The 21796-nt window shown below is 64.8% G+C and carries 21 protein-coding genes; 8 read left to right on the top strand and 13 right to left on the bottom strand.

What is annotated here, in order from left to right; all coding sequences use genetic code 11:
- Positions 1 to 185: 185 nt before the first annotated feature.
- Positions 186 to 653 carry a phosphoribosyl-AMP cyclohydrolase gene (hisI, locus tag VF194_RS07515; protein ID WP_330889603.1) on the bottom strand — a complete coding sequence of 156 codons (468 nt, stop codon included), beginning with the start codon at positions 651 to 653 and terminating at the stop codon, positions 186 to 188.
- Positions 654 to 768: 115 nt separating this feature from the next.
- On the opposite strand from hisI, the gene VF194_RS07510 reads away from it, so the two are divergent.
- Positions 769 to 1224 (top strand): iron-sulfur cluster assembly scaffold protein, encoded by a 456-nt coding sequence (locus tag VF194_RS07510; protein WP_330889601.1) that lies wholly within the window; start codon positions 769 to 771, stop codon positions 1222 to 1224.
- A 4-nt stretch (positions 1225 to 1228) separates the two neighbouring features.
- On the opposite strand, the gene VF194_RS07505 is transcribed toward VF194_RS07510, so the two are convergent.
- The 8 genes from VF194_RS07505 to VF194_RS07470 all read right to left on the bottom strand — a co-directional run bounded on the left by VF194_RS07505 (position 1229) and on the right by VF194_RS07470 (position 8465).
- A complete protein-coding gene (locus VF194_RS07505; RefSeq protein ID WP_330889599.1) occupies positions 1229 to 1654 on the bottom strand; it encodes a SufE family protein in 426 nt (141 codons plus the stop codon).
- A 9-nt stretch (positions 1655 to 1663) separates the two neighbouring features.
- Positions 1664 to 3049, bottom strand: a complete 1386-nt coding sequence (cysS, locus tag VF194_RS07500) for a cysteine--tRNA ligase (protein WP_330889597.1) — start codon at positions 3047 to 3049, stop codon at positions 1664 to 1666.
- A gap of 110 nt (positions 3050 to 3159) precedes the next feature.
- Positions 3160 to 4197 carry a flagellin gene (locus VF194_RS07495; protein ID WP_330889596.1) on the bottom strand — a complete coding sequence of 346 codons (1038 nt, stop codon included), beginning with the start codon at positions 4195 to 4197 and terminating at the stop codon, positions 3160 to 3162.
- Positions 4198 to 4203: 6 nt separating this feature from the next.
- A complete protein-coding gene (gene flgK, locus VF194_RS07490) occupies positions 4204 to 5628 on the bottom strand; it encodes a flagellar hook-associated protein FlgK (RefSeq protein WP_330889594.1) in 1425 nt (474 codons plus the stop codon).
- A 96-nt stretch (positions 5629 to 5724) separates the two neighbouring features.
- A complete protein-coding gene (locus VF194_RS07485; protein WP_330889592.1) occupies positions 5725 to 7086 on the bottom strand; it encodes a flagellar hook protein FlgE in 1362 nt (453 codons plus the stop codon).
- A gap of 205 nt (positions 7087 to 7291) precedes the next feature.
- Entirely contained in the window at positions 7292 to 7864 is a 573-nt protein-coding gene (locus VF194_RS07480) for a cob(I)yrinic acid a,c-diamide adenosyltransferase (protein WP_330889590.1), read from the bottom strand.
- Between the two features lie 10 nt (positions 7865 to 7874).
- Complete coding sequence (locus VF194_RS07475) at positions 7875 to 8072, bottom strand: twin transmembrane helix small protein (protein ID WP_330889588.1); 198 nt, start codon at positions 8070 to 8072, stop codon at positions 7875 to 7877.
- A gap of 90 nt (positions 8073 to 8162) precedes the next feature.
- Positions 8163 to 8465 (bottom strand): metalloregulator ArsR/SmtB family transcription factor, encoded by a 303-nt coding sequence (locus VF194_RS07470; RefSeq protein ID WP_330889587.1) that lies wholly within the window; start codon positions 8463 to 8465, stop codon positions 8163 to 8165.
- A 74-nt stretch (positions 8466 to 8539) separates the two neighbouring features.
- On the opposite strand from VF194_RS07470, the gene VF194_RS07465 reads away from it, so the two are divergent.
- Positions 8540 to 9496, top strand: coding sequence for a threonine/serine dehydratase (locus VF194_RS07465; protein WP_330889586.1), 957 nt, complete (start codon positions 8540 to 8542; stop codon positions 9494 to 9496).
- Here VF194_RS07465 and VF194_RS07460 read toward each other — a convergent pair.
- Together VF194_RS07460 and ccrA are read right to left on the bottom strand one after the other, a co-directional pair.
- Positions 9493 to 11193 (bottom strand): acyl-CoA dehydrogenase family protein, encoded by a 1701-nt coding sequence (locus VF194_RS07460; protein WP_330889584.1) that lies wholly within the window; start codon positions 11191 to 11193, stop codon positions 9493 to 9495. The two genes, VF194_RS07465 and VF194_RS07460, sit on opposite strands and share 4 nt — an antisense overlap.
- A gap of 95 nt (positions 11194 to 11288) precedes the next feature.
- Positions 11289 to 12602 carry a crotonyl-CoA carboxylase/reductase gene (gene ccrA, locus VF194_RS07455; RefSeq protein ID WP_330889583.1) on the bottom strand — a complete coding sequence of 438 codons (1314 nt, stop codon included), beginning with the start codon at positions 12600 to 12602 and terminating at the stop codon, positions 11289 to 11291.
- A gap of 285 nt (positions 12603 to 12887) precedes the next feature.
- On the opposite strand from ccrA, the gene VF194_RS07450 reads away from it, so the two are divergent.
- From VF194_RS07450 to VF194_RS07435, 4 genes are all read left to right on the top strand, one after another.
- A complete protein-coding gene (locus tag VF194_RS07450; protein WP_330889581.1) occupies positions 12888 to 14936 on the top strand; it encodes a methylmalonyl-CoA mutase family protein in 2049 nt (682 codons plus the stop codon).
- A gap of 81 nt (positions 14937 to 15017) precedes the next feature.
- Entirely contained in the window at positions 15018 to 15641 is a 624-nt protein-coding gene (locus VF194_RS07445; RefSeq protein WP_330889579.1) for a glutathione S-transferase, read from the top strand.
- A gap of 602 nt (positions 15642 to 16243) precedes the next feature.
- Positions 16244 to 17698 (top strand): nodulation protein NfeD, encoded by a 1455-nt coding sequence (locus tag VF194_RS07440; RefSeq protein ID WP_330889577.1) that lies wholly within the window; start codon positions 16244 to 16246, stop codon positions 17696 to 17698.
- A gap of 21 nt (positions 17699 to 17719) precedes the next feature.
- Entirely contained in the window at positions 17720 to 18493 is a 774-nt protein-coding gene (locus VF194_RS07435; protein WP_330889575.1) for a slipin family protein, read from the top strand.
- An 86-nt stretch (positions 18494 to 18579) separates the two neighbouring features.
- Here VF194_RS07435 and VF194_RS07430 read toward each other — a convergent pair whose 3' ends face one another.
- Positions 18580 to 18759, bottom strand: coding sequence for a hypothetical protein (locus VF194_RS07430; protein ID WP_330889573.1), 180 nt, complete (start codon positions 18757 to 18759; stop codon positions 18580 to 18582).
- Between the two features lie 272 nt (positions 18760 to 19031).
- Here VF194_RS07430 and VF194_RS07425 point away from each other — a divergent pair, with 272 nt between their 5' ends.
- Entirely contained in the window at positions 19032 to 19628 is a 597-nt protein-coding gene (locus tag VF194_RS07425) for an NADPH-dependent FMN reductase (RefSeq protein WP_330889571.1), read from the top strand.
- A gap of 10 nt (positions 19629 to 19638) precedes the next feature.
- On the opposite strand, the gene VF194_RS07420 is transcribed toward VF194_RS07425, so the two are convergent.
- Complete coding sequence (locus VF194_RS07420) at positions 19639 to 21018, bottom strand: leucyl aminopeptidase family protein (RefSeq protein ID WP_330889569.1); 1380 nt, start codon at positions 21016 to 21018, stop codon at positions 19639 to 19641.
- A 110-nt stretch (positions 21019 to 21128) separates the two neighbouring features.
- Here VF194_RS07420 and VF194_RS07415 point away from each other — a divergent pair, with 110 nt between their 5' ends.
- Positions 21129 to 21794, top strand: a complete 666-nt coding sequence (locus VF194_RS07415; protein WP_330889567.1) for a glutathione S-transferase family protein — start codon at positions 21129 to 21131, stop codon at positions 21792 to 21794.
- Positions 21795 to 21796 lie beyond the last annotated feature (2 nt).

Genomic DNA, 21796 nt, shown 5'->3' with positions numbered 1-21796 from the left:
GTTTCGATTGTAGGGGATTGCGTTACGCAATGGGGCTCCCTGGCACTCCCTTCCAGAGATAACAAGCATAATGCCGTATACCTAACAACAGCGATGACGGATTATTTAAATGCTACTTGCAGTTGCCTGTCTCCGGCAAGGCGGGCAACCTGCCTGGAATGCGTGTGAAAGACGCCGCTTGAAACTCAGAGGATCGTCGGGTTCGGCGCATCGCCGTAGACGGCTTTCGGATCGAAAGTCTTTTCCCGCTCTTCGAATTTCAGCTCGATCGGCGCGTCGCCAGCCGGCTGTCCGGTCGGGACGGAACGGTAGAAGCAGGAGCGGTAACCGACATGGCAGGAGGCATCGCCGGCCACCTCGACCCGGAGCCAGATCGCATCCTGGTCGTCATCGATGCGCATTTCGACCACCCTTTGCACCAGCCCGGAGGTGGCGCCCTTGCGCCACAGCACCTTGCGGCTGCGGCTGTAGTAATGCGCCTCGCCGGTTTCGATGGTCTTTCGCAGGGCCTCGGCGTTCATATAGCCGAGCATCAGAACCTCACCCGTCTGCGCCTGTGTGGTCACGCAGGGCAGCAAGCCCTCGGCGTCGAATTTCGGCGCCAGTTCCTTGCCTTCCTCGACCTGTTCGATACTTACGCGCTTGGCGAACATAGCCTTCTCCCACGGGAAGCGCCCGGTGGGCGGCTGGTCCCGGATTGCTCTTCAAAGATGGGCCGTTATATATCGTCGGGTGGCCGGTGCATCAAGCACAGCCGCCAGGAGTCCCATGCTGAACGCCCTCTATAACGAAAAAATTCTTGGTTTTGCGGCACATATCGGGCAGACCGAGCGGCTGCCCGACGCCGACGCGACGGTCACCCAGCATAGCCCCCTCTGCGGCAGCCGCATCACCGTGGATGTGAAATTCGCCGACGGACGGGTAACCGGCTATGGGCAGCAGGTCCGCGCCTGCGCGCTGGGCCAGGCCGCGGCTTCCATCCTTGGCCAGCACGTGGTCGGCCAGGACGCAGCCACGCTGCGCGAGCTGGAGCGGATCATGCGGGCGATGCTCAAGGCGGGCGGCCCGCCGCCGGGACCGGATTTCGCCGCGGGCGCTTTTCGCGATCTCGAGGTGCTGGTGCCGGTGCGCGAGCACAAGGCGCGGCATAACGCCGTCATGCTGCCTTTCGAAGCAGTGGTGAAGGCGATCGATCAGATCGAGGCGCGGCGCAAGGCCTCCTGAACGCCTAAGCAGCCTTCAGTTCGGCCTTGGCGACGTTCTGGATCAGGGCGATCATGTTGTTCAGGCCGGTGATCCGGTTCGACGTGATGTTTTCCCACACGCCGATATTCTTCAGGAAGTCCGGCGAGGTTTCGACGATCTCCTGCGGCGTGCGGCCGGAATAGACCTTGAGCAGCAGGGCGATCAGGCCGGCAACGATCTCCGACTCGCTGCAGGCTTGATAATAGACCCGCCCGTCGCGCGCCTCGCCATGCAGCCAGGCCCGATTGATGCAGCCTTTGACCCGCCATTCATCGGTTTTCAGCTCCTCCGGATAGTCCGGCAGGCTGCGGCCCAGATCGATCAGGAAGCGGTAACGGTCCATCCAGTCGTCGAAGACGGAAAAGTCATCGACGATCTGTTCCTGCGCCTCACGAATGCTCTCACTCATGGCTTCATCCTATGATGCGACGCGCCACGTCGTCTGCCCGGCCTTGTCCTCGAGCAGGATGCCGCGCGCCGCCAGCTCGTCCCGGATGCGATCCGACTCCGCCCAATCCTTGCGGGCCCGCGCCGCGTGGCGCCTGGCGATCAGCCCCTCGATCTCTTCGGGGGCTATGGCGGCTTTCGCCACTTCTCCCTTCAGCCAGACGGACGGGTCCTGCTGCAACAACCCCAGGAGCCAGCCGGCGGCCAATAATTCGCCCTTCAGGCGGGCGCGCTCAGCCGTATCGGTGGCCTTGTTGGCGGCATTGGCCAGCTGGTGCAGTTCCGCCAGCGCCTTCGGCGTGTTCAGATCGTCGGCAAGGGCGGCCAGGAAAGCCGCCGGTGCCGCCGGAGCGGCCGGAGCCTCGACATCTTTCAGGGCATCCAGGGCGCGGTAGAGACGATCGAGCTGCGCCTTGGCGTCCTTCAATCCTGCATCGGTCCAGTCCAGCGGCTGCCGGTAATGCGCGGAGAGCAGCGCGAGGCGGATCGCTTCGCCCGGAGCCGTCTGCAACAGATCATGCACCAGCAGAACATTGCCCAGCGATTTCGACATCTTTTCCGCATCGACGTTGACGAAACCGTTATGCATCCAGTAGCGGCAGAACAGGCGGCCGCCATGTGCGCAGGTGCTTTGTGCGATCTCGTTCTCATGATGCGGGAAAATCAGGTCGTGCCCGCCGCCATGAATGTCGATGGTATCGGGCCCGAGATTGCGCTCGATCATCGCCGAGCATTCGATATGCCAGCCAGGGCGGCCGCGCCCCCAGGGACTGTCCCATCCGGGCAGGTCCGGCGGCGACGGTTTCCACAGCACGAAATCGGCGGGGTCCCGCTTGTAGGGTGCAACGTCGACGCGGGCGCCGGCGATCATCTCGTCGCGGGCGCGGCGCGAGAGCTGACCGTAAGCCGCGAAGGATGGGACGTTGAACAACACGTGGCCTTCCGCCTCATAGGCATGACCGTTGGCGATCAGCCGCTCGATCATGGAAACGATCGCGGCGATGTGCTGCGTCACTTTCGGCTCCATGCTGGGCGGCAGAGCGCCGAGTGCGGCCATATCGGCGCGGTAGACTTCGTAATAGCGCTCCGTGATGGTGCCGATCGGGACATTCTCGGCCTGGGCGGCCGCATTGATCTTGTCGTCGACATCCGTGACGTTGCGGACATAGACGACATTCGGATAGGCCCGCTGCAGCAGCCGGTAGAGCGTATCGAACACCACGACCGGCCGCGCATTTCCGATATGAGCGAAATTGTAGACGGTCGGCCCGCAGACATAGAGGGTCACGCGCTGCGGATCGCGCGGCGTGAAAGCCTCCTTCTGGCGGGTCAGCGTATTGTAGAGATAAATCTGCATGGCCAAGCTCGTGTATCGAGCCGGAATATAGGGGATGCGTGGCCAAGCGCAACTGGCCGAGGCCTTGTATCTGGGCCTCGGCGGCGCGGAAAACCGGAAAAGCCTGGCGATTACTTGAGGTAGTTCACCAGGGATAGCTGCAGGCTGTCGCGGGTGATGACGTAGCTTGCCTCCAGCGAGGTCTGCAGGTTCTTGATGTTCACCGAAACCTCGGCGATATCGACGTTTTCGATCTGGCCGATGCGGGTTTTCAGCGTATCCTCCGCGCGGCTGTGCCGGTCCATCACCTCGGCAAGCTGCTGCTGCTTGTAGCCGTTGCGCGAGGCAATGCTTTTCAGCTGGGTGATGGCGGTATCGAGCTGCGCCATGGCGTCGTCGACGCGGGCCTGATAGGTCGTCGGATCGGTGGAAATATCGGCCGTCGCATCGCGGAAGCGGATGATGGCGTCGATCAGGGTCTGAAAGCCGGTTTCGCCGGCAGACACGCCATAGCTGATCTGTTCGCTGTCGTCCGAATAGATGGTCGTACTGGTATTGTCGTAGAAATCGTCGTAGGTGCCCGGTGCCGTCGCAGTGGGGTTGATATAAAAATCGGTCGCTGCCGTGTAATTGCCGGCCGGGAACGTGGTCGGGGCGGTCAAAGGCGTGAAGGCGCCGGGAACCGTGCCGGCGGGGTAGATGGTCGGCAGGCCGGAAATCGCGCCATTGATCGGGTTGTCGGTGTAGTTGGTGCCGGCGAAGAGATAACGGTTGCCATCGCGCAGCTGCAGCAGGTTGCCGATCTGATCGAGCGCCACGCTCGCCTGCACCTGCGGTGCGGATGTCGAGGCGAAGAACGTATCGCGGTTCTTGATCATCATATCCTTGGCATCGGTGGCGAGATCGATGATCTGTTCGATCGTGGTGGCGTAAAGATTGACCCGATTCTGAACGATCTGCACGCCCGCCTTGTAGTTGTCGACGGTGCCGAGCTGCGATTTCAGCAATCCCAATTCGAGCGCCTGAGGGGCGACGCCGATCAGGCCATCCGCGTAGCGGCCGGAGCCGAGCTGCTGGTTCTGCTTGTTCAGTTCCAGATTCAGCAGACGGATATTGCGGGTTACTTCCAACTGCGTGGCAAGCTGGGTGGTGCCGGTCACTGCAACCATTGCGCATTACCTCCCGATATTCACCAGCTGATCGAACATCTGCGTGACGGTATTCATGACATTGGCCAGAGCCGCATAATTGTTCTGCAGGATCTGAAGCTGCGCCAATTCGTCGTCGATATTGACGCCGGTCAGGTTGCGGTATTTCTGGTCCAGCGCATCCTGCATCCGCTCGGCAGTGGCTTTATTGTCGTCGTTGGTGGCGGCCGTGCGGGCGTGATAGGCCAGAACGCCGTTCACCAGGCCGAAGATATTGACACTGCCGATCGCAAGGCCGTTCGGATCCGTCGTCGGATTGACCTGGGCCGAGGTCAAGACGGTGTTGCGCAATGCCTGCTGCACCGCCCCGGCGCGTGTGGCATCCAGGTTGCTCGGAGTCGTGGTCCATGCCGAGTCGACGAAAATCGTGCCGGCTTCCTGGCCGGCAGTCAGACCGGCCGTGTCGAAGAATTCTTCGGTGGCGGCCGTAGCGGGATCGTCATAGGCCGCATTGACCACGGAGACGAGATTGGCGGCAAACGAGTCGAGCTGATTGAAGAACTTCTGCAGCATGCCGACGTTGGGATCGCTGTCGTTCAGCGCCGTCGTGCTGGTGTCGAGATAATCGAGAGAGGCACGGACGGCACCGCTGAGGAAGCCGTTGTTGAGCGAAGCCGTTCCGCCGACCGTGGTGATGGTGTTGGTCAGCGTATCGTAGGAAAACTGCTGTGCCACGGTTCCGACCAACTGCACGCCGCCTTCGGTGTAGACGAACAGCTCGCCGCGATCATTCGTAATGGTGCGGATGCCGACTTTGTCGGCCAGTTTGGCCACTTCGGCGTCGCGCAGGTCTTCCAGATCGCCCGTCGGGGTGCCGGAGGCCGTCTGCGAGGCGATCTTCGCATTGAGTTTTGCGATCTCCGTCGCGGCGGTATTGATCGCGTCGATATTCGTGGTGACGTCCTGCTGCGCCCGGGTCTGCAGTTGCGACTGCATGCCGTTGAGCCGGCGGATCTCGGTTGCCAATTCCTGGCCGCGCAGGACCACCTGGTTGCGCAGATCGGTATCCTCCGGCGTCGCTTCGAGCTGCTTCCAGGCATCCTCGAAGCGGGTAAGCATGGCCGTCAAGGTCGGCTGATCGCCTGTGGTGTTGGTGGCATCCAGTGCTTCGGCCAGATCCTTGGAATAAGTCAGCTGCACGCTGAGCTCGCCATACTGCGCTTGACTGGCGTAGAAGTCCTGGCGGATTTCCGGCGCCGCGATGCGCGTGATGCTGGCAATCAGCGATGCGGCGGGAAGGCCGTCCGATACCGGCGTGGTGAGCGTTGCGACTTTGCGGGTATAGTCCGGATTCTGCGCATTCGACACGTTACCGGAGGCCAACCGGACCTGCTGCTGCAAGGTCGAGAGGCCGATGACGGCGGTGTTAAGGGCGGCACTGAGCGACGACATGGCGCGGCTTCCTTTGCGGCTGACGGCAGCGCTTTCTGCGCTGCCGGGCTCTGCCGGGGACTCCCGGGCGGGACGACCGCCTGAGAGTCATGTCAGTTAACGACGGATATTAATGGTCTCCTGCAGCAGATCGTCGGATGCCGTGATGATGCGGGCATTGGCCGAGTAGATGCGCTGCGCGACGATCAGTTTCGAGAATTCCTCGGCGATATCCACGTTGGAGCCTTCGATGGCTGCCGAGACGTAGTCGCCCGCGCCACTCGATCCCGGCTGGACCAGAACCGCGGCGCCGGAATTCGGCGTCTCGACGAAGGCATTGCCGTTGACGCGATCGAGTTCGGTTGGATCTCGGAACTTGACGATCGGTATCTGGTAGAACTTCTTCACGTTGCCATTGTCGAAGGTGACGGAGACGAAGCCGTCATTGTCGATCGCCAGGCTCTTGAAGTTGCCTTGCGGCACGCCGTTCTGGCTGAAGTCGTTCAGGGTCAGGGTATCGCCGGCATATTGCGTCGTGCCGATCGAATTGCCGTATGAGCCCAGGTCGAGCTTTATTGCCTGCGGGCCGGAGCCGTAATCGAGGGTGAAGCTGAAGGATGCATCGTCATCGATGGCGCCGGCGGTGGAGCCGGTCAGGCCATTGGTCGCGGTGCCGTTCGAGTTGCCCAGGGCGGAGATCGTACCCGGGGAGACGGTGGTGCCGTTGACGGTACCGCCGAATTCGACCGTAACCGGGCCAAAGGCCACTGTCGTACCGGTCGAGCCGGCCGCCCCGACCTCCAAGGTCCAGCTATTGGTGCCGATGCGGGTCCATTGCAGATCCAGAGTGCGGGCGTTGCCCAGTGCGTCGAAGATCTGGATCGAGCTGGTCGACAGCGTCGCCGGGACGGTGCTGGTCGTCGGATCGACCGCATTGGATGGCAGGTTGGCGGCGTAATCGACCACCGAGGTGGCGACCGGCGCATCCAGCAGGTTGGAGACGCGGACCTCCGTGGTCGCCGAGGTATCGACCACCTCGGTCACCGGATCGACATTCCAGCCGCGCAGGAAGTAGCCCGAGGAGTTGACCAGGTAGCCGTCGACATTCTGGTTGAAGTCGCCGACGCGGGTGTAATAGCCCGTGGTTTCGAAGGTCGGCAGGCCGGTGGCGGCGTTCTCTCCGTTCTTTTTCGAAACCGGGATGAAGCCATTGCCGACCACGGCGATCGAGGTGGTGGACGCGACCTGCTGGATCGAGCCCTGGACGTTGTTGGCGAAGAAGGGCTGGTTGATCGTGCCGCCCGGCGAATGGGTGTTCGCCTGGGCGCTGGACTGGGTGATCAGTGTCTGAAAGCGGGATTCGACCTTCTTGTAGCCGGTCGTGTTGGCATTCGCCACGTTGTCGGAAATGTAGCTGATCGCGGTCGACTGGCCATTCAGGCCGGTGATCGCAGTCTGCATCGCACCACTGATCGTCATAACACTGCCTCCTGGCTGGAAATCGATTTGCCCCAATCAGAGCAAGCGGCGTGCCAAGCGGCGTGTCGCTTTGTAACACGATGATATTGCAGACGATTTCGAAGAATTGCCGGCGACGGCAAACGCGGAAACTTCTGCCGGTCGCAGGCCGCCGGGAGTGTCGTGCGGCAGAAATTGCCGGGCCGTCTTGCAATCGAAGCGGCGCTCAGCCGCGATTAAGGCCGGGGACCCACAGGACGTCGCCGGCGCCATCCTGATTGGCGTGGCGGGCGGCCACGAATAGGTGGTCCGACAGGCGGTTGATATAGGCAAGCGCCGCCGGGTTGATGGCCTCCGCATCCTGCAGGGCGGTCACCAACCGCTCGGCGCGGCGGATGACGGTCCGGGCCAGATGCAGATAGGCCGCCGCCGGGCTGCCGCCAGGCAATATGAAAGAGGTCAGCGGCGCCAGCCGGGCATTCATCGCGTCGATTTCCGCCTCGAGCCGGTCGACCTGGACCTGGGCGATGCGCAGCGCGGGACGGCGGCTGCCTTCTTCATCTTCCGGCGTCGACAGATCGGCGCCGAGATCGAACAGGTCATTCTGGATCCGCGACAGCATCGCGTCCAGGTCGGAGCCCGCGGTATGCAGCCGCGCCAGGCCGATGGTGGCATTGGCCTCGTCGATGGCGCCATAGGCTTCCACGCGCAGATCGTGTTTCGGCACCCGCTCGCCATTTCCAAGCGAGGTCATGCCCTTGTCGCCGCCGCGGGTATATATCCGGTCCAGTTTCACCATGGCAGTCGTCTCAATGTCGGAAGGCGAAGCTGGCGATCGCGATCAGAATAATGGCGATGAACTGCAATAGGATGCGCCAGCGCATCAGCAGATTGGAATAGGACTGATTGAACCGTCCGCCGCGGAACAGCGCGAAGATGCCGACGCAAAGCACCAGGAAGGTGGCCACGGCGAAGACCGGGATCAGCGTTTTTACAATGGCTTCCATATGCCGACGATATAATGCGGAGGCAGGTCCGGTCCAATCATCCCGGTTGTGATCGACCCTCGCGCGGCAATCCGCCGCAACCGGACTGGCTCAGAGTTCGTCGGTGATGGCTTTCTTCAATGCCGCAATCTGGGCGTCGTCGCGGCGATAAAAGGTCCATTGCTTGATCCGCTTGCTGCGCAGCAGACCGGCCTGGGTCAGGATTTTCAGATGCTCGCTCGCGGTCGGCTGGCTTACGCCGAGTTTTTCGGCAATCAGCACCCCGCAGACCCCGTCTTTCTGCAGATCGCCATCCGTTTGCGGAGGAAAATGCCGCACAGGCTCTTTCAGCCAGGCGAGAATCTGCAGCCGGCGGTCATTGGCTATGGCGCGGGCGACATCTAGAATAGACATATTGCCAATTAGCCATGTTTCTAATTAATGTCAACGGCGCATTCAGCCCCAGCTTCCGTTCACGGATGAAGATGATGACCGACCTGTCCGCCGCTTCCATCACCCCCGCAGAGATCAGGGCCACCGCCGCGCTGATCCGGCCGCATGTCCGCCGGACCCCGGTGGTGACGGTGGCCGGGGCGGATTTCGACCTGCCCCTGGCGGCGATCCATCTGAAGCTGGAACTGCTGCAGCATTCCGGCTCGTTCAAGGCGCGCGGCGCTTTCGCCAACCTGCTGAAGCGTGCGGTGCCCAAGGCCGGCGTGGTGGCGGCTTCGGGCGGCAATCACGGTGCGGCAGTCGCCTATGCCGCGATGAAACGCGGCATCCCGGCCAAGATTTTCGTGCCGCGCATCGCGGCAGCGATGAAGATCGCGCGGATCCGCAATTACGGTGCCGACCTGGTGGTGGGCGGCGAACGCTATGCCGAGGCGTTGGCCGCCAGCGAGGCCTGGCAGGCCGAAAGCGGTGCCATGCCGGTGCATGCCTATGACCAGGCGGAAACCCTGCTGGGGCAGGGCGGCGTCGGACTGGAGCTGGAGGAGCAGGCGCCTGACCTGGACACGCTGCTGGTCGCGGTGGGCGGCGGCGGGCTGATCGGCGGCATCGCCGCCTGGTACGAAGGCCGGGTGAAGATCGTCGCGGTAGAGCCGGAGGCGGCGCCGACCTTGCACATGGCCTTGCAGGCCGGGCAGCCGGTGGAGGCGCCGGCGGGCGGCATCGCGGCCGATTCTCTGGCGCCGCGGCAGGTCGGCCGGTTGATGTTTCCGATCGCCCAACGCTACGTGGCCGAGAGCGTGCTGGTCAGCGACGAGGCGATCCAGCAGGCCCAGGCGGTTCTGTGGGACAAGCTGCGCCTCGTCGCCGAGCCAGGCGGCGCGGCGGCCTTTGCGGCGCTGCTATCCGGCCGCTATCGGCCGAAGCCGGACGAAAAGCTGGCCGTGCTGGTCTGCGGCGGCAATCCGACCAGCACGGATTTTATCGAAACCTAACCGTTGCGCGTTTCCAGCAGGCGGCGGGCGATCACCTGGGCCTGGATCTCGGCCGCGCCCTCGAAGATGTTGAGGATGCGGGCGTCGCAGAGCACGCGGCTGATCGGGTATTCCTCGGCATAGCCGTTGCCGCCATGCACCTGCAGCGCATTGTCGGCATTGGCCCAGGCGATGCGGGCGGCCAGCAGCTTGGCCATGCCGGCTTCCAGGTCGCAGCGCCGGCCCTGATCCTTTTCGCGCGCGGCGAAGTAGCAGAGCTGGCGCGCCAGCATGGTCTCGACCGCCATCCAGGCGATCTTGCCGTGTACGCGCGGGAAGCTGTAGATCGGTTTGCCGAACTGGATGCGCTCGTTGGCGTATTTCAGGCCCAGTTCCAGCGCGCATTGCGCCACGCCAAGGGCGCGGGCGCCGGTCTGGATGCGCGCCGACTCGAAGGTTTCCATGAGCTGCTTGAAGCCCTGGCTTTCCTTGCCGCCGAGCAGGTTCTCCGCCTTGATCTCGAAGCCATCGAAGCCGATCTCGTATTCCTTCATGCCGCGATAGCCGAGCACCTTGATCTCGCCGCCGCTCATGCCCTTGGCCGGGAAGGGGTTGGCGTCGTCGCCGCGCGGCTTCTCGGCCAGGAACATCGACAGGCCCTTATAGCCCGGCTCGTTCGGATCGGTGCGGGCCAGCAGCGTCATCAAATCGGTGCGGGCGGCATGGGTGATCCAGGTCTTGTTGCCGGTCACCTTGTAGACATCGCCGTCCTTCACCGCGCGGGTGCGCAGGGAGCCGAGGTCGGAGCCGGTATTGGGCTCGGTGAAGACCGCCGTGGGCAGGATTTCGCCCGAGGCGATCTTCGGCAGCCAGTATCGGCGCTGCTCCTCGGTGCCGCCGCGCAGGATCAGTTCGGCGGCAATCTCGGCGCGGGTGCCCAGCGAGCCGACGCCGATATAGGCGCGGCTGAGCTCTTCCGAGACGACGCACATCGCCATCTTGCCCAGCCCATGCCCGCCATATTCCTCCGGGATGGTCAGGCCGAAGACGCCGAGTTCGGCCATCTCCTGCACCACCGGCATCGGGATGAAGGCGTCCTTCAGATGCCAGTCATGGGCATAGGGCGCGACCTTGTCCTCACCGAAGCGGTGGAACTGTTCGCGCACCATCGCCATCGTCTCATCCAGACCGGGCTCGCCGAAATCGCCGGTCTCGAGGCTATGCTGGATCAGGGCGGCGATGCGGCTGCGGACGAGGCCGGTGTTGCCGCTCTGAATCAAACGGCGAACCTCGCCGCCCTGGAAACGCTGCTGCGCCTCGGGAGCGATGCCGAGATCGGTCAGCCGGCAGACCTCGACCTGGCTCATGCTGATGCCGCCGGCGATCTGCGCCAGATACTCGCCGAAGCCGGCCTGCAGGATCAATCGCTCGAGCTCGCGCAGCTTGCCGTCCGCCTGCAGCCGCTCGGCCCAATGCAGCGCCTCCTTCAGGGTCGCGACATAGGTGGCGAGCCAGGCCAGGCCATGGGCGGCGAACTGCTCTTCCTCCAGCCTGGCGCCGTCGATGCGGCCATCGGCGCCGCGCACCATCTGCGCGACCGCGGCGGTGGCGGTGCCCAGCAAGTCCTCGGCGCTCTTCAGGGCGGCGGCGCAGGTCGGCAGAAGATCGGCGATGAGAAGGCTTTCGTTGGCGGGGGCGGGCTTGGCTGCAGCGGACATGATCTTGGCTCGTCAATGGCGATGGCAAAAATACGACTGGCGGGACGAGCCCGCCAGCCAATCTACAGGAAGACTGGCAGCGTCGGTCGGCGGGATCAGCTGTTCCCCGCCTCGATCGCATCCTCGATGGTGCGCAGGCCAGGCGTCTTCGCGCTGACCAGCACCGCCATGTTGCCGGGCTTGTGCTGATTCTTCCACATCTTGGTATGGGCGCGCGGGATGTCGGCCCAGGAAAAGACCTCCGACATGCAGGGATCCAGGCGCCGCTCGATCACCAGCTGGTTGGCCTGGCTGGCCTGCAGGAGATTGGCGAAATGGCTGCCCTGGATGCGCTTTTGCCGCATCCAGACGAAGCGGGCGTCGAATGTCAGGTTGTAGCCTGTGGTGCCGGCGCAGAACACCACCATGCCGCCGCGCTTGACCACGAAGCAGGAGACCGGGAAGGTCTGCTCGCCCGGATGCTCGAAGACGAAATCGACGTCGTTGCCCTTGCCGGTGATCTCCCAGATCGCCTTGCCGAACTCGCGCACCTTCTTCATGTAGGCGCCGTATTTCTCGGCGTCCATCACCGGCGGCAGCTGGCCCCAGCAGTCGAAGTTGTTGCGGTTGATCACGCCCTTGGCACCCAGGCTCATGACGAAATCGCGTTTGGTGTCTTCCGAGATCACGCCGATCGCATTGGCGCCCGCCGTGGCGATCAACTGGATCGCCATCGAACCCAGGCCGCCGGCGGCGCCCCAGACCAGCACGTTGTGGCCCGGCCGCAGGATATGCGGGCGATGGCCGAACAGCATGCGATAGGCGGTGGCCAGCGTCAGCGTGTAGCAGGCGCTTTCTTCCCAGGTCAGGTGCTTCGGCCGCGCCATCAACTGGCGCGACTGCACGCGGGCGAACTGGGCGAAGCTGCCGTCCGGCGTCTCGTAGCCCCAGATGCGCTGTGACGGCGAATTCATCGGATCGCCGCCATTGCATTCCTCGTCGTCGCCGTCGTCCTGGTTGCAGTGGACGACCACCTCGTCGCCGATCTTCCAGCGCTTGACGCGGCGGCCGACCGCCCAGACGATGCCGGCGGCATCCGAGCCGGCGATATGGAAGGGCGCCTTGTGCACGTCGAAGGGCGAGATCGGCACGCCGAGGCCGGCCCAAACGCCGTTGTAGTTGACGCCCGCGGCCATCACGAGGATCAGCACTTCATCGGCGTCGATCTCCGGCGTGGGAATGACTTCGAGCTGCATCGACTGCTCGGGCGGGCCGTGGCGCTCGCGCCGGATCACCCAGCCATACATGTTCTTCGGCACATGGCCGAGCGGCGGAATTTCGCCCACTTCGTAGAGGTCCTTGTAGCCGCCCTTGGCCGGCCCGCCATTGGCGGTCTGTAAGGTGACCACGGACCCACCCGCATTCGACATGGCGAAACTCCTTCTTCTTGGCTGTCCCTGTAGCGCTCGTCCTGTAACGCTCGTCCTGTAACGCTGCCGGGCGAGCGGTGTTTCTTCTCTTGTTGGCCGGGGCCGCCGGGACTAGCCTTGCCCCGGCATCGTAAGACGGTCCCCTGCCAGACGATTTGCCACCTTTTTGCAACGGCGAAAAAATGGCAAGATCGTTTTGCATTGCAGCAGAGGTTATGTTATTTCCCTTGCTGCGCGCAAGGGGAAACATAATAACCTTACGTCAACGAAACGCGGAACAAAGTTATGTGTGCGACTCGCCCAAACGATGCTGCTTCTGCTAACACCATTCGCGGTCGCGAAAGCGGTGGTTCGGCAGGCGGCCGGGACAAACCCTGGCTTTTCCGCACCTATTCCGGCCACAGCTCGGCCCGGGCCTCCAACGCGCTGTACCGGACCAACCTGAGCCGCGGCCAGACCGGCCTGTCGGTCGCCTTCGACCTGCCGACCCAGACCGGCTACGACAGCGACCATGTCCTGGCGCGCGGCGAGGTCGGCAAGGTCGGCGTGCCGATCAGCCATCTGGGCGACATGCGGGTATTGTTCGAGGGCATTCCGCTCGCCCAGATGAACACCTCGATGACGATCAACGCGCCGGCCGCCTGGCTGCTGGCGCTCTACATCGCCGTCGCCGAGGAGCAGGGGGCGAAGCGCGCCGACCTGAGCGGCACGGTGCAGAACGACATCATCAAGGAATATCTCTCCCGCGGCACCTACATCTTCCCGCCGGCGGCCTCGATGCGGCTGATCACCGACGTGATCGCCTTCACCTACCGCGAGCTACCGAAATGGAACCCGACCAATGTCTGCAGCTATCACCTGCAGGAAGCCGGCGCGATTCCGGTGCAGGAGCTGGCCTATGCGCTGGCCACGGCGATCGCGGTGCTCGATGCGGTGCGCGACAGCGGCCAGGTGCCGCCCGAGGATTTCAGCCAGGCCTTCGGCCGCATCAGCTTCTTCGTCAATGCCGGCATCCGCTTCATCACCGAAATCTGCAAGATGCGCGCCTTCGTCGATCTCTGGGAGGAGATCGGCCGCGAGCGCTACGGCGTGACCGACCCCAAGGCCTTGCTGTTCCGCTACGGCGTTCAGGTCAACTCGCTGGGGCTCACCGAGCAGCAGCCGGAGAACAACGTCTACCGCATCCTGCTCGAGATGCTGGCGGTGGTGCTGTCGAAGAAGGCGCGCGCCCGCGCCGTGCAACTGCCGGCCTGGAACGAAGCGCTTGGCCTGCCGCGGCCATGGGATCAGCAATGGTCGCTGCGGCTGCAGCAGATCGTCGCCTACGAAACCGATCTTCTGGAATACGGCGACATTTTCGACAACAACCCGGTGATCGAGGCCAAGGTCGAGGCGCTGAAGGCGGCGGCGCGCACCGAATTGCGGCGCATCGACGACATGGGCGGGGTGATCCCGGCGGTCGAGAGCGGCTATCTCAAGCAGGCCCTGGTCGAGAGCAACACCGCCCGCGTGCGCGGCATCGAGACCGGCGAGCATGTCGTCGTCGGCGTCAACAGGTTCACCGAGTCGGCACCGTCGCCGCTGGTGGCGAGCGAAGGCGGCGCGATCCTGACCGTCGATCCGGCGGCCGAGGCCGAGCAGATCGAGCGGCTGAAGCAGTGGCGCGCTGAGCGCGATGCGAAAGCGGTCGGGAAGGCGCTGGCCGATCTGGAAGCCGCCGCCCGCGAGAATCGCAATATCATGGAACCCAGCATCGCGGCGGCCAAGGCCGGCGTGACCACCGGCGAATGGGCTGCCGCCCTGCGCAAGGTGTTCGGCGAATATCGCGCGCCGACCGGCGTTGCCGCGGCGGGTACGGCGCTGGCCGATGACGGCATGGACGCATTGCGCGAGGAAGTGAAGGCCGTGGCGCAGCGGTTGGGGCGGCCGTTGAAGCTGCTGGTCGGCAAGCCCGGCCTGGATGGCCATTCCAACGGCGCCGAGCAGATCGCCGTGAAGGCGCGCGATTGCGGCATGGAAGTTGTCTACGAAGGCATCCGGCTCACGCCCGAACAGATCGTCGCCGCCGCTTTGGAAGAGGGCGTGCATCTGGTCGGCCTGTCGATCCTCTCCGGCAGCCATGTCGAGCTTGCCACCGACGTGATCGAGCGCATGCGCAGGGAGGGCATCGGCGAGGTGCCGGTGGTGGTCGGCGGCATCATCCCGCCGGAGGACGAGCGGCGCCTGAAGGCCGCCGGCATCGCCGGCGTCTTCACGCCGAAGGATTACGACCTCACGGCGATCATGCGCGAGATCGTCGCCCTGGTCGACCGCAGCTACAGCAAGGCGGCATGAACGCAGCGTTGCAATCGCAGCATAACTAAAATTTCTTTCATGCGTTTATTCTGTCGCTGATCCTGTTAATAAGGACCCGCGATGAAGCTGCGCTATGCCACGACCTCTCCTTTTGCCCGCAAGGTGCGGGTCGCGGCCATCGAACTCGGCCTCGCCGAGCGGATCGAACTGGTACTGACCGATCCCTGGACCGCGGCGGATTTGCGCGGCAGCAACCCGCTGGCCAAAGTGCCGGTGCTGGAATTGCCCGACGGGGTCGCGCTGTATGATTCTCCGGTGATCTGCGAGTTCCTCGACAGCTATGCCGTGGCCGAGGGCCTCCGTTCGGAAGCCGGCCGCATCTTCCCCCAGCGCGGGCCGCAGCGCTGGCGCAGCCTGCGGCGTCAGGCCCTGGGCGACGGGCTTGCCGAAGCTGTCATCCGCCGCTTCGTCGAGTTGCGCCGCCCCGACGGGCAGCGCAGCGATGCGGTGATCGCGCGCCAGGAAGCGGCGATCGCGGCGGCGCTCGATGTGCTCGAACAGGAGGCCGCCAGCCTGTTCGAAACGCCCAGCATCGGCGAGATCGCCATCGCCTGCGCGCTCGGCTACTACGATTTCCGCCATCCGGAGGCCGGCTGGCGCGGCGGCCGGCCCGATCTGGCGCGCTGGTTCGCCGTTTTCGACGCCCGGCCTGCCATGCAGGCGACGCGGCCCCCTCTGGCCTGAGCGATACCGGCTGGCGCAGCCGGTTGCGTCGGATTGGAAGCCAATTGGAGCCAAGTAAAGCCAATTAAATCTCTTTCGATTCCGGGGCGGCCTGGTTTTCGTGGCAGCCTTTGATTTTCTGTCGCTCCTTGCCGTCATTCCGGCTCGCGCGGCGCGCTTTCCGCCGCGCCGCGCGAGCCGGAATCCCATTTCTTTAATGGGATCCCGGGTCTCGCCGGCGAACGGCCGTCTCGCCCGGGGTGACGATTGGGCGGGATTGCCTGTTCCGATCCACGATGTCCAACCCCAGTATTCCGTCGTCCCCGCGAAGGGGGAGGCCCGGGAACGACTATTTGGGTCAGAATAAGAACATTTCGGCTTGCAGTCAAGGCTATTCTGTCCTATGTTCCAAGTGATGAGAACATGGTGCGCCATGAGTCGTGGCGCAGGGGCGCGCGAAATCCGGGCAACGGAATCCGGGCAACGGAATCCGGGCAACGGAATCCGGACAACGGAATCCGGACAACGAAATCCAGGCAATGGCGAAGCCGCTGAAATCTGCGGTCTTCCGCCGAATGGCGGGCGTCCTATCTTAGAGTCATGGCCGTCTTGGAGGCATGCCGGTGGCACAGGTCCAGGCATTGGTTCGGCGGGTTTTCCTGCTGCTCGCATTGGCGGCGGGCGGTATCGGTTTGGCCGTTGCGCCGGCGCTGTCGCAGAACGGCCGCATCGCGCTCGAACTGACGATCGACGGCGCCATCGGACCGGCCACGGCGGACTACGTCACGCGCGGTCTTGAACAGGCCAAGGCGCGCAACGCCGCGCTGGTGATCCTGCGCATGGACACGCCGGGCGGCCTGGATACCGCCATGCGCCAGATCATCCGCGCCATTCTCGCCTCGCCGATTCCCGTTGCGGCCTATGTCAGCCCGAGCGGCGCGCGGGCGGCCAGCGCCGGCACCTATATTCTTTATGCCAGCCACATCGCGGCGATGGCGCCGGGCACCAATCTCGGCGCGGCGACGCCGGTGCGGCTGGGCGGCGGCCTGCCATTCGGCGGCGGCGAGAAGCCCGCGCCCAAGGATGGCGGCAAGACGGACGGGCAGCAGGATGACGGCGCGGCGAAGCCCGCCGCCACCGAAGGCATGAGCGCGATGGAGAAGAAGGTGGTCAACGACGCCACCGCCTATATCCGCTCGCTGGCCGAGCTGCGCGGCCGCAATGCCGATTGGGCCGAGCAGGCGGTGCGCCAGGGCGTCAGCCTTTCCGCCACCGAGGCGACGGCGCAGCATGTCGCCGACCTGATCGCCGCCGACGAAGCGGCGCTGCTGCAGGCGATCGATGGCCGCCAGGTGAAGCTCGGTGCCGGCGAAACGACCCTCGCCACCGCCGGATTGTCAGTCGTGCCGCTGGCGCCGGACTGGCGCACCAAGCTGCTGGCGGCGATCACCGATCCGAACGTGGCGCTGATCCTGATGATGATCGGCATCTACGGCCTGATCTTCGAATTCATGAATCCGGGCGTCTTCTTCCCCGGCGTGATCGGCGGGATCTGCCTGCTGATCGGCCTCTACGCCCTGGCGGCGCTGCCGGTGAATTACGCCGGCGCCGGGCTGATGCTGCTCGGCGTGGCGCTGATGATCGGCGAGGTATTCACGCCCTCGGTCGGCGCCCTGGGGATCGGCGGCGCCATCGCCTTCGTGCTGGGCGCCACCATCCTGATCGATACCGAGCTGCCGGAATTCGAGATCGACTGGCCGGTGACGGCCGCCATCGCCGGCGTGACGCTCGGCTTCGTCATGCTGATCCTGCGTCTGGCCTACAAGGCGCAGCGGCGCGGCGTCGTCACCGGGCGCGAGCAGATGATCGGCGCTTCCGCCACGGTGCTGGAATGGGGCGACGGCGCGGGTTTCGTGCTGGTGCATGGCGAACGCTGGAAAGCAGAGGCGGCGGCGCAATTCGCACCGGGCCAGCGCGTGCGCGTCAAGGCGCTGCATGACCTGACGCTCGACGTGGCGCCCGACCCGACGTCCGACTCGGCGTCCGATCCGGGACGCGAGCAGATGAAAGTTCCATAGAACCAGAAAAGGACCGCTCCGATGTGGCAGCAATACGCATTCATCGCGCCGCTTGTCATCCTGATCGCGCTGTTCCTGATGGCGGCGATCCGCATCCTGCGCGAATACGAGCGCGGCGTCGTCTTCACGCTCGGCCGCTTCACCGGCGTCAAAGGGCCGGGGCTGATCATCCTGATCCCCTATGTGCAGCAGATGGTGCGTACGGATCTGCGCACCCTGGTGCTGGACGTGCCGAGCCAGGATGTGATCTCGCGCGACAACGTTTCGGTGAAGGTCAATGCGGTGATCTATTTCCGCATCGTCGAGCCGGACAAGGCGATCATCCAGGTCGCCGATTTCATGGCGGCGACGGGGCAGCTTGCGCAGACCACGCTCCGCTCCGTGCTGGGCAAGCATGACCTGGACGAGATGCTGAGTTCGCGCGACAAGCTCAACAGCGACATCCAGGAAATCCTGGACGTGCAGACCGATGCCTGGGGTATCAAGGTCGCCAATGTCGAGATCAAGCATGTCGATATCAGCGAAAGCATGATCCGCGTCATCGCCCGCCAGGCCGAGGCCGAACGCGAGCGGCGCGCCAAGGTGATCAATGCCGAGGGCGAATTGCAGGCGGCGCAGAAGCTGCTGGAAGCCGCCGAGATCATGAGCCGGCGGCCCGAGGCGATGCAGTTGCGCTATCTCGGCACGCTGAACATGATCGGCGCGCAGAATAGCTCGACCATCGTCTTTCCCTTCCCGATGGAGATGCTGCGCGGCTTTGTCGGCCGGGCCGGCGGCGACGCGGCCGGAGGCTGAGGCAGCCGGCCGGCGGCGCGGCGAGCGTCCGGCGCGGTATCACCCAGAGTTGCGCCGCTGCCAAATTGCCCGGCGCCCGCCCCGGCTCAGCCGCGCCGGTTGCCCAGCAGGTAGAAGCTGGCGAAAAGCGGCAGGCCGCTGAGGAAGGCGGCGCAATTGGCGGCAATCAGCCAGTTGATATGGAACCATTGCACCATGCCGTCGGCTATGATGAAGAATTGCAGCACCGCGAGGACGAGGAAAAAAATGAGACCGGGGGAAGCCATGGTTCCCTCCATTTTCTGTTTGTGCCCGTGAACCCCATTCGAGAGCTTCAGTCTAAGGTGGCAAATCGCGCCGCCTTTGCGACAACCTCGTGACGTCTGTGACAAAAACACGATGCTTAAGGATTGGTTCACCGGCGGCGGAAGTTTTTTCTGCCGTCGCTTTTCCATCTGCTGTTGTGCTGCCGGCGCTGCCCTGGCGGCGCTGCCCTGGCGACGCTATCGACAATGCTCGATCGCAGCCTAGATGGCATCCGGTCTGAGAAGGGAATTCCATGCCATCCGAAGCGCCATTGACCCTGGTCACCATGCTCGGCAGCCTGCGCAGGGGCTCGTATAACGCCGCCATCGCCCGCAGCCTGCCCGAACTCGCGCCGCCCAGCGTGACCATCGCCGCGCTCGGCAGCGTCGGCGATTTCCCGCTCTACAACGCCGATCTGCAGGCGGAGGGTTTTCCCGCCGCGGTGCGGCGGGTGGGCGAGGAGATCGGCGCCGCCGACGGCCTGATCTTCGTGACGCCGGAATACAATTACTCCGTACCTGGCGTACTGAAGAATGCGATCGACTGGCTGTCGCGCCTGCCCGAGAAGCCGTTCAAGCATAAGCCGGTGCTGATCCAGTCGGCCAGTCCCGGCCTGCTCGGCGGCGCGCGGGCGCAGTATCACCTGCGCCAGATGCTGGTCTATCTCGACACCTATGCGATGAACGTGCCCGAGGTGATGGTCAACCAGGTCGCCAGCAAGGTGGACGAAACGAGCGGCCGGCTGACCGATCAGGCGAGCCGCGATTTCATCGCCGGGCAGCTCAAGGCATTCGTCGCCTTCATCCGCGACATGCAGGCCTTCGCGCGCGACAGGCCGTCGCGCGCGTGATCCCCGGTTCTCAGCGCCGGCCGTAGCGTTTTTCGATCGCCGCGAACAGCGCGCGCAGGCCGGTCGCCTCGCCGCCGAGCGGGCGGCCGGGCCGCGCTTTCGGATTCCACGCGAACATGTCGAGATGCGCGTAGCATTTCGTCTTTTCGACGAACTCGTTGAGGAACAGGGCCGCGGTGATCGAGCCGGCGAACGGCGTCTCGGCCGAGTTGGTGATGTCGGCGACCTTGCCCTCGATATAGTCGCGGTATGGCTTGTGCAGCGGCAGGCGCCAGAGCGGATCGGCCGCCTGCAGGCCGGCGGCCAGCAGCGCCTCGGCCATCGCATCGTCGGTGGCATAGAGCGCCGGCAGGTCGGGGCCGACGGCGACGCGCGCGGCGCCGGTCAGCGTGGCGCAATCGATCAGCCAGTCGGGCTTTTCGCGATCCGCCTCGGCCAGGGCATCGGCCAGCACCAGCCGGCCTTCGGCGTCGGTATTGCCGATCTCGACGGTGAGCCCCTTGCGGCTTTTCAGCACGTCGCCGGGCCGCATGGCATTGCCCGAGACGCTGTTCTCGACCGCGGCGATCAGCACGCGCAGCCGCACCGGCAGCTTCAGCGCCATGATCGCGGCGGCAAGCCCCAGCACCACGGCGCTGCCGCCCATGTCCTTCTTCATCAGCAGCATGGCCGAGGAGGGTTTGAGGTCCAGCCCGCCGGTATCGAAACAGACGCCCTTGCCGACCAGGGTCAGCTTGGGATGCCTGGCATGGCCCCAGGTGATGTCGATCAGCCGCGGCAGCCGCGCCGAGGCGCGGCCGACCGCATGGATCATCGGATAATTCTGCTCCAGCAGCTCGTCGCCGACGATGCAGTTGAATTGCGCGCCGCCCAGCAGCGCGATGCCGCGCGCGGCTTCGGCCAGCTCGGCCGGACCCATATCGCTGGAGGGCGTATTGATCAGGTCGCGCGCCAGCACGATACCGTCATGGAGCGCCTGTACGCGGGCGCGGTCGGCCTTCGCCGGCCAGAGAAGGCGCGCGGCGGGCTTGCGCTCGGACGGCTTCTTGTAGTGGTCGAAGCGGTAGGCGCTCAGCGCCCAGCCCAAAGCCGCGGCATCGCCGGCTTTCGCATCCGCCAGCTTGTAGTCGCCGGGCGGCAGCGCCGCGGCGATGGCGGCGTAGGACCACGGGTCCGGAGTTTCGCCGATGCCGGCCAGCACCCGGGCCGGCCGGCCGCTGCGGCCGTCGGGCACCACCAGGACCTGGCCGGGCTTGGCCTTGAAGCCCTGCGAGGCGGCCAGGCCGGCGATATTGGGCCGTTCGCGGCCGAGCCGCGTCGTCCATTGCTTGGCGCTATAGGTTTCGAGCCGGATGGCGGCGGGGGCTTTGGCGATCAGGGTGACGGTCACGGGCAGGCCTCGGCAGGACGTCAGGATTGAACTCGGGATATCCACTCTGGGACGGAAACGCCTCCTCGGTTATAAGGGCTGCAGCCTGGCAACGAAATACGGAGCGGGACGTGGCCGATCTTACCCTCGTCATTGGCAACAAGAATTATTCGAGCTGGAGCCTGCGGCCCTGGCTGGCGCTCAAGGCCACCGGCGCGGCCTTCGACGAGGTGATGATCGGCCTGCGCCATCCCGACACCAGGGCCAAGATTCTGGCCCATTCCCCGGCCGGCAAGGTGCCGATCCTCAAGCATGGCGACCTGCTGGTCTGGGAGAGCCTGGCGATCTGCGAATACCTGGCCGAGACCTTCCCGGCGGCCGGGCTCTGGCCCGAGGATGCCCGCGCCCGGGCGGTGGCCCGCTGCATCGCCACCGAGATGCATGCCGGCTTCATGGCCCTGCGCCGCGATCTGCCGATGGACATCGCCCGCCTGGGCAAGGCCGCCGGCGCAGCCAGCGAGGAGGCCAAGGCCGACATCGCCCGCGTCCAGCAGATCTGGCAGGATTGCCGCGGCCGCTTCGGCGCCGATCAGGGCGGCGACAGCGGCGGCCCCTTCCTGTTCGGCCGTTTCAGCATCACCGATTGCATGTTCGCGCCGGTGGCGACGCGGTTCCGCACCTATGGCGTGGCGCTCGATCCGATCTCGGCGGCCTATGTCGATGCGATCTATGCCTGGCCGGCGATGCAGGAATGGTGCGCCGCCTCGGCCAAGGAAGCGCCGCTGCCGGAGGGCTGAGC

The sequence above is a fragment of the Ferrovibrio sp. genome (assembly GCF_036381655.1).
In the GTDB taxonomy this organism is placed as follows: domain Bacteria; phylum Pseudomonadota; class Alphaproteobacteria; order Ferrovibrionales; family Ferrovibrionaceae; genus Ferrovibrio.
This window is presented reverse-complemented; position numbering and strand designations above follow the sequence as displayed.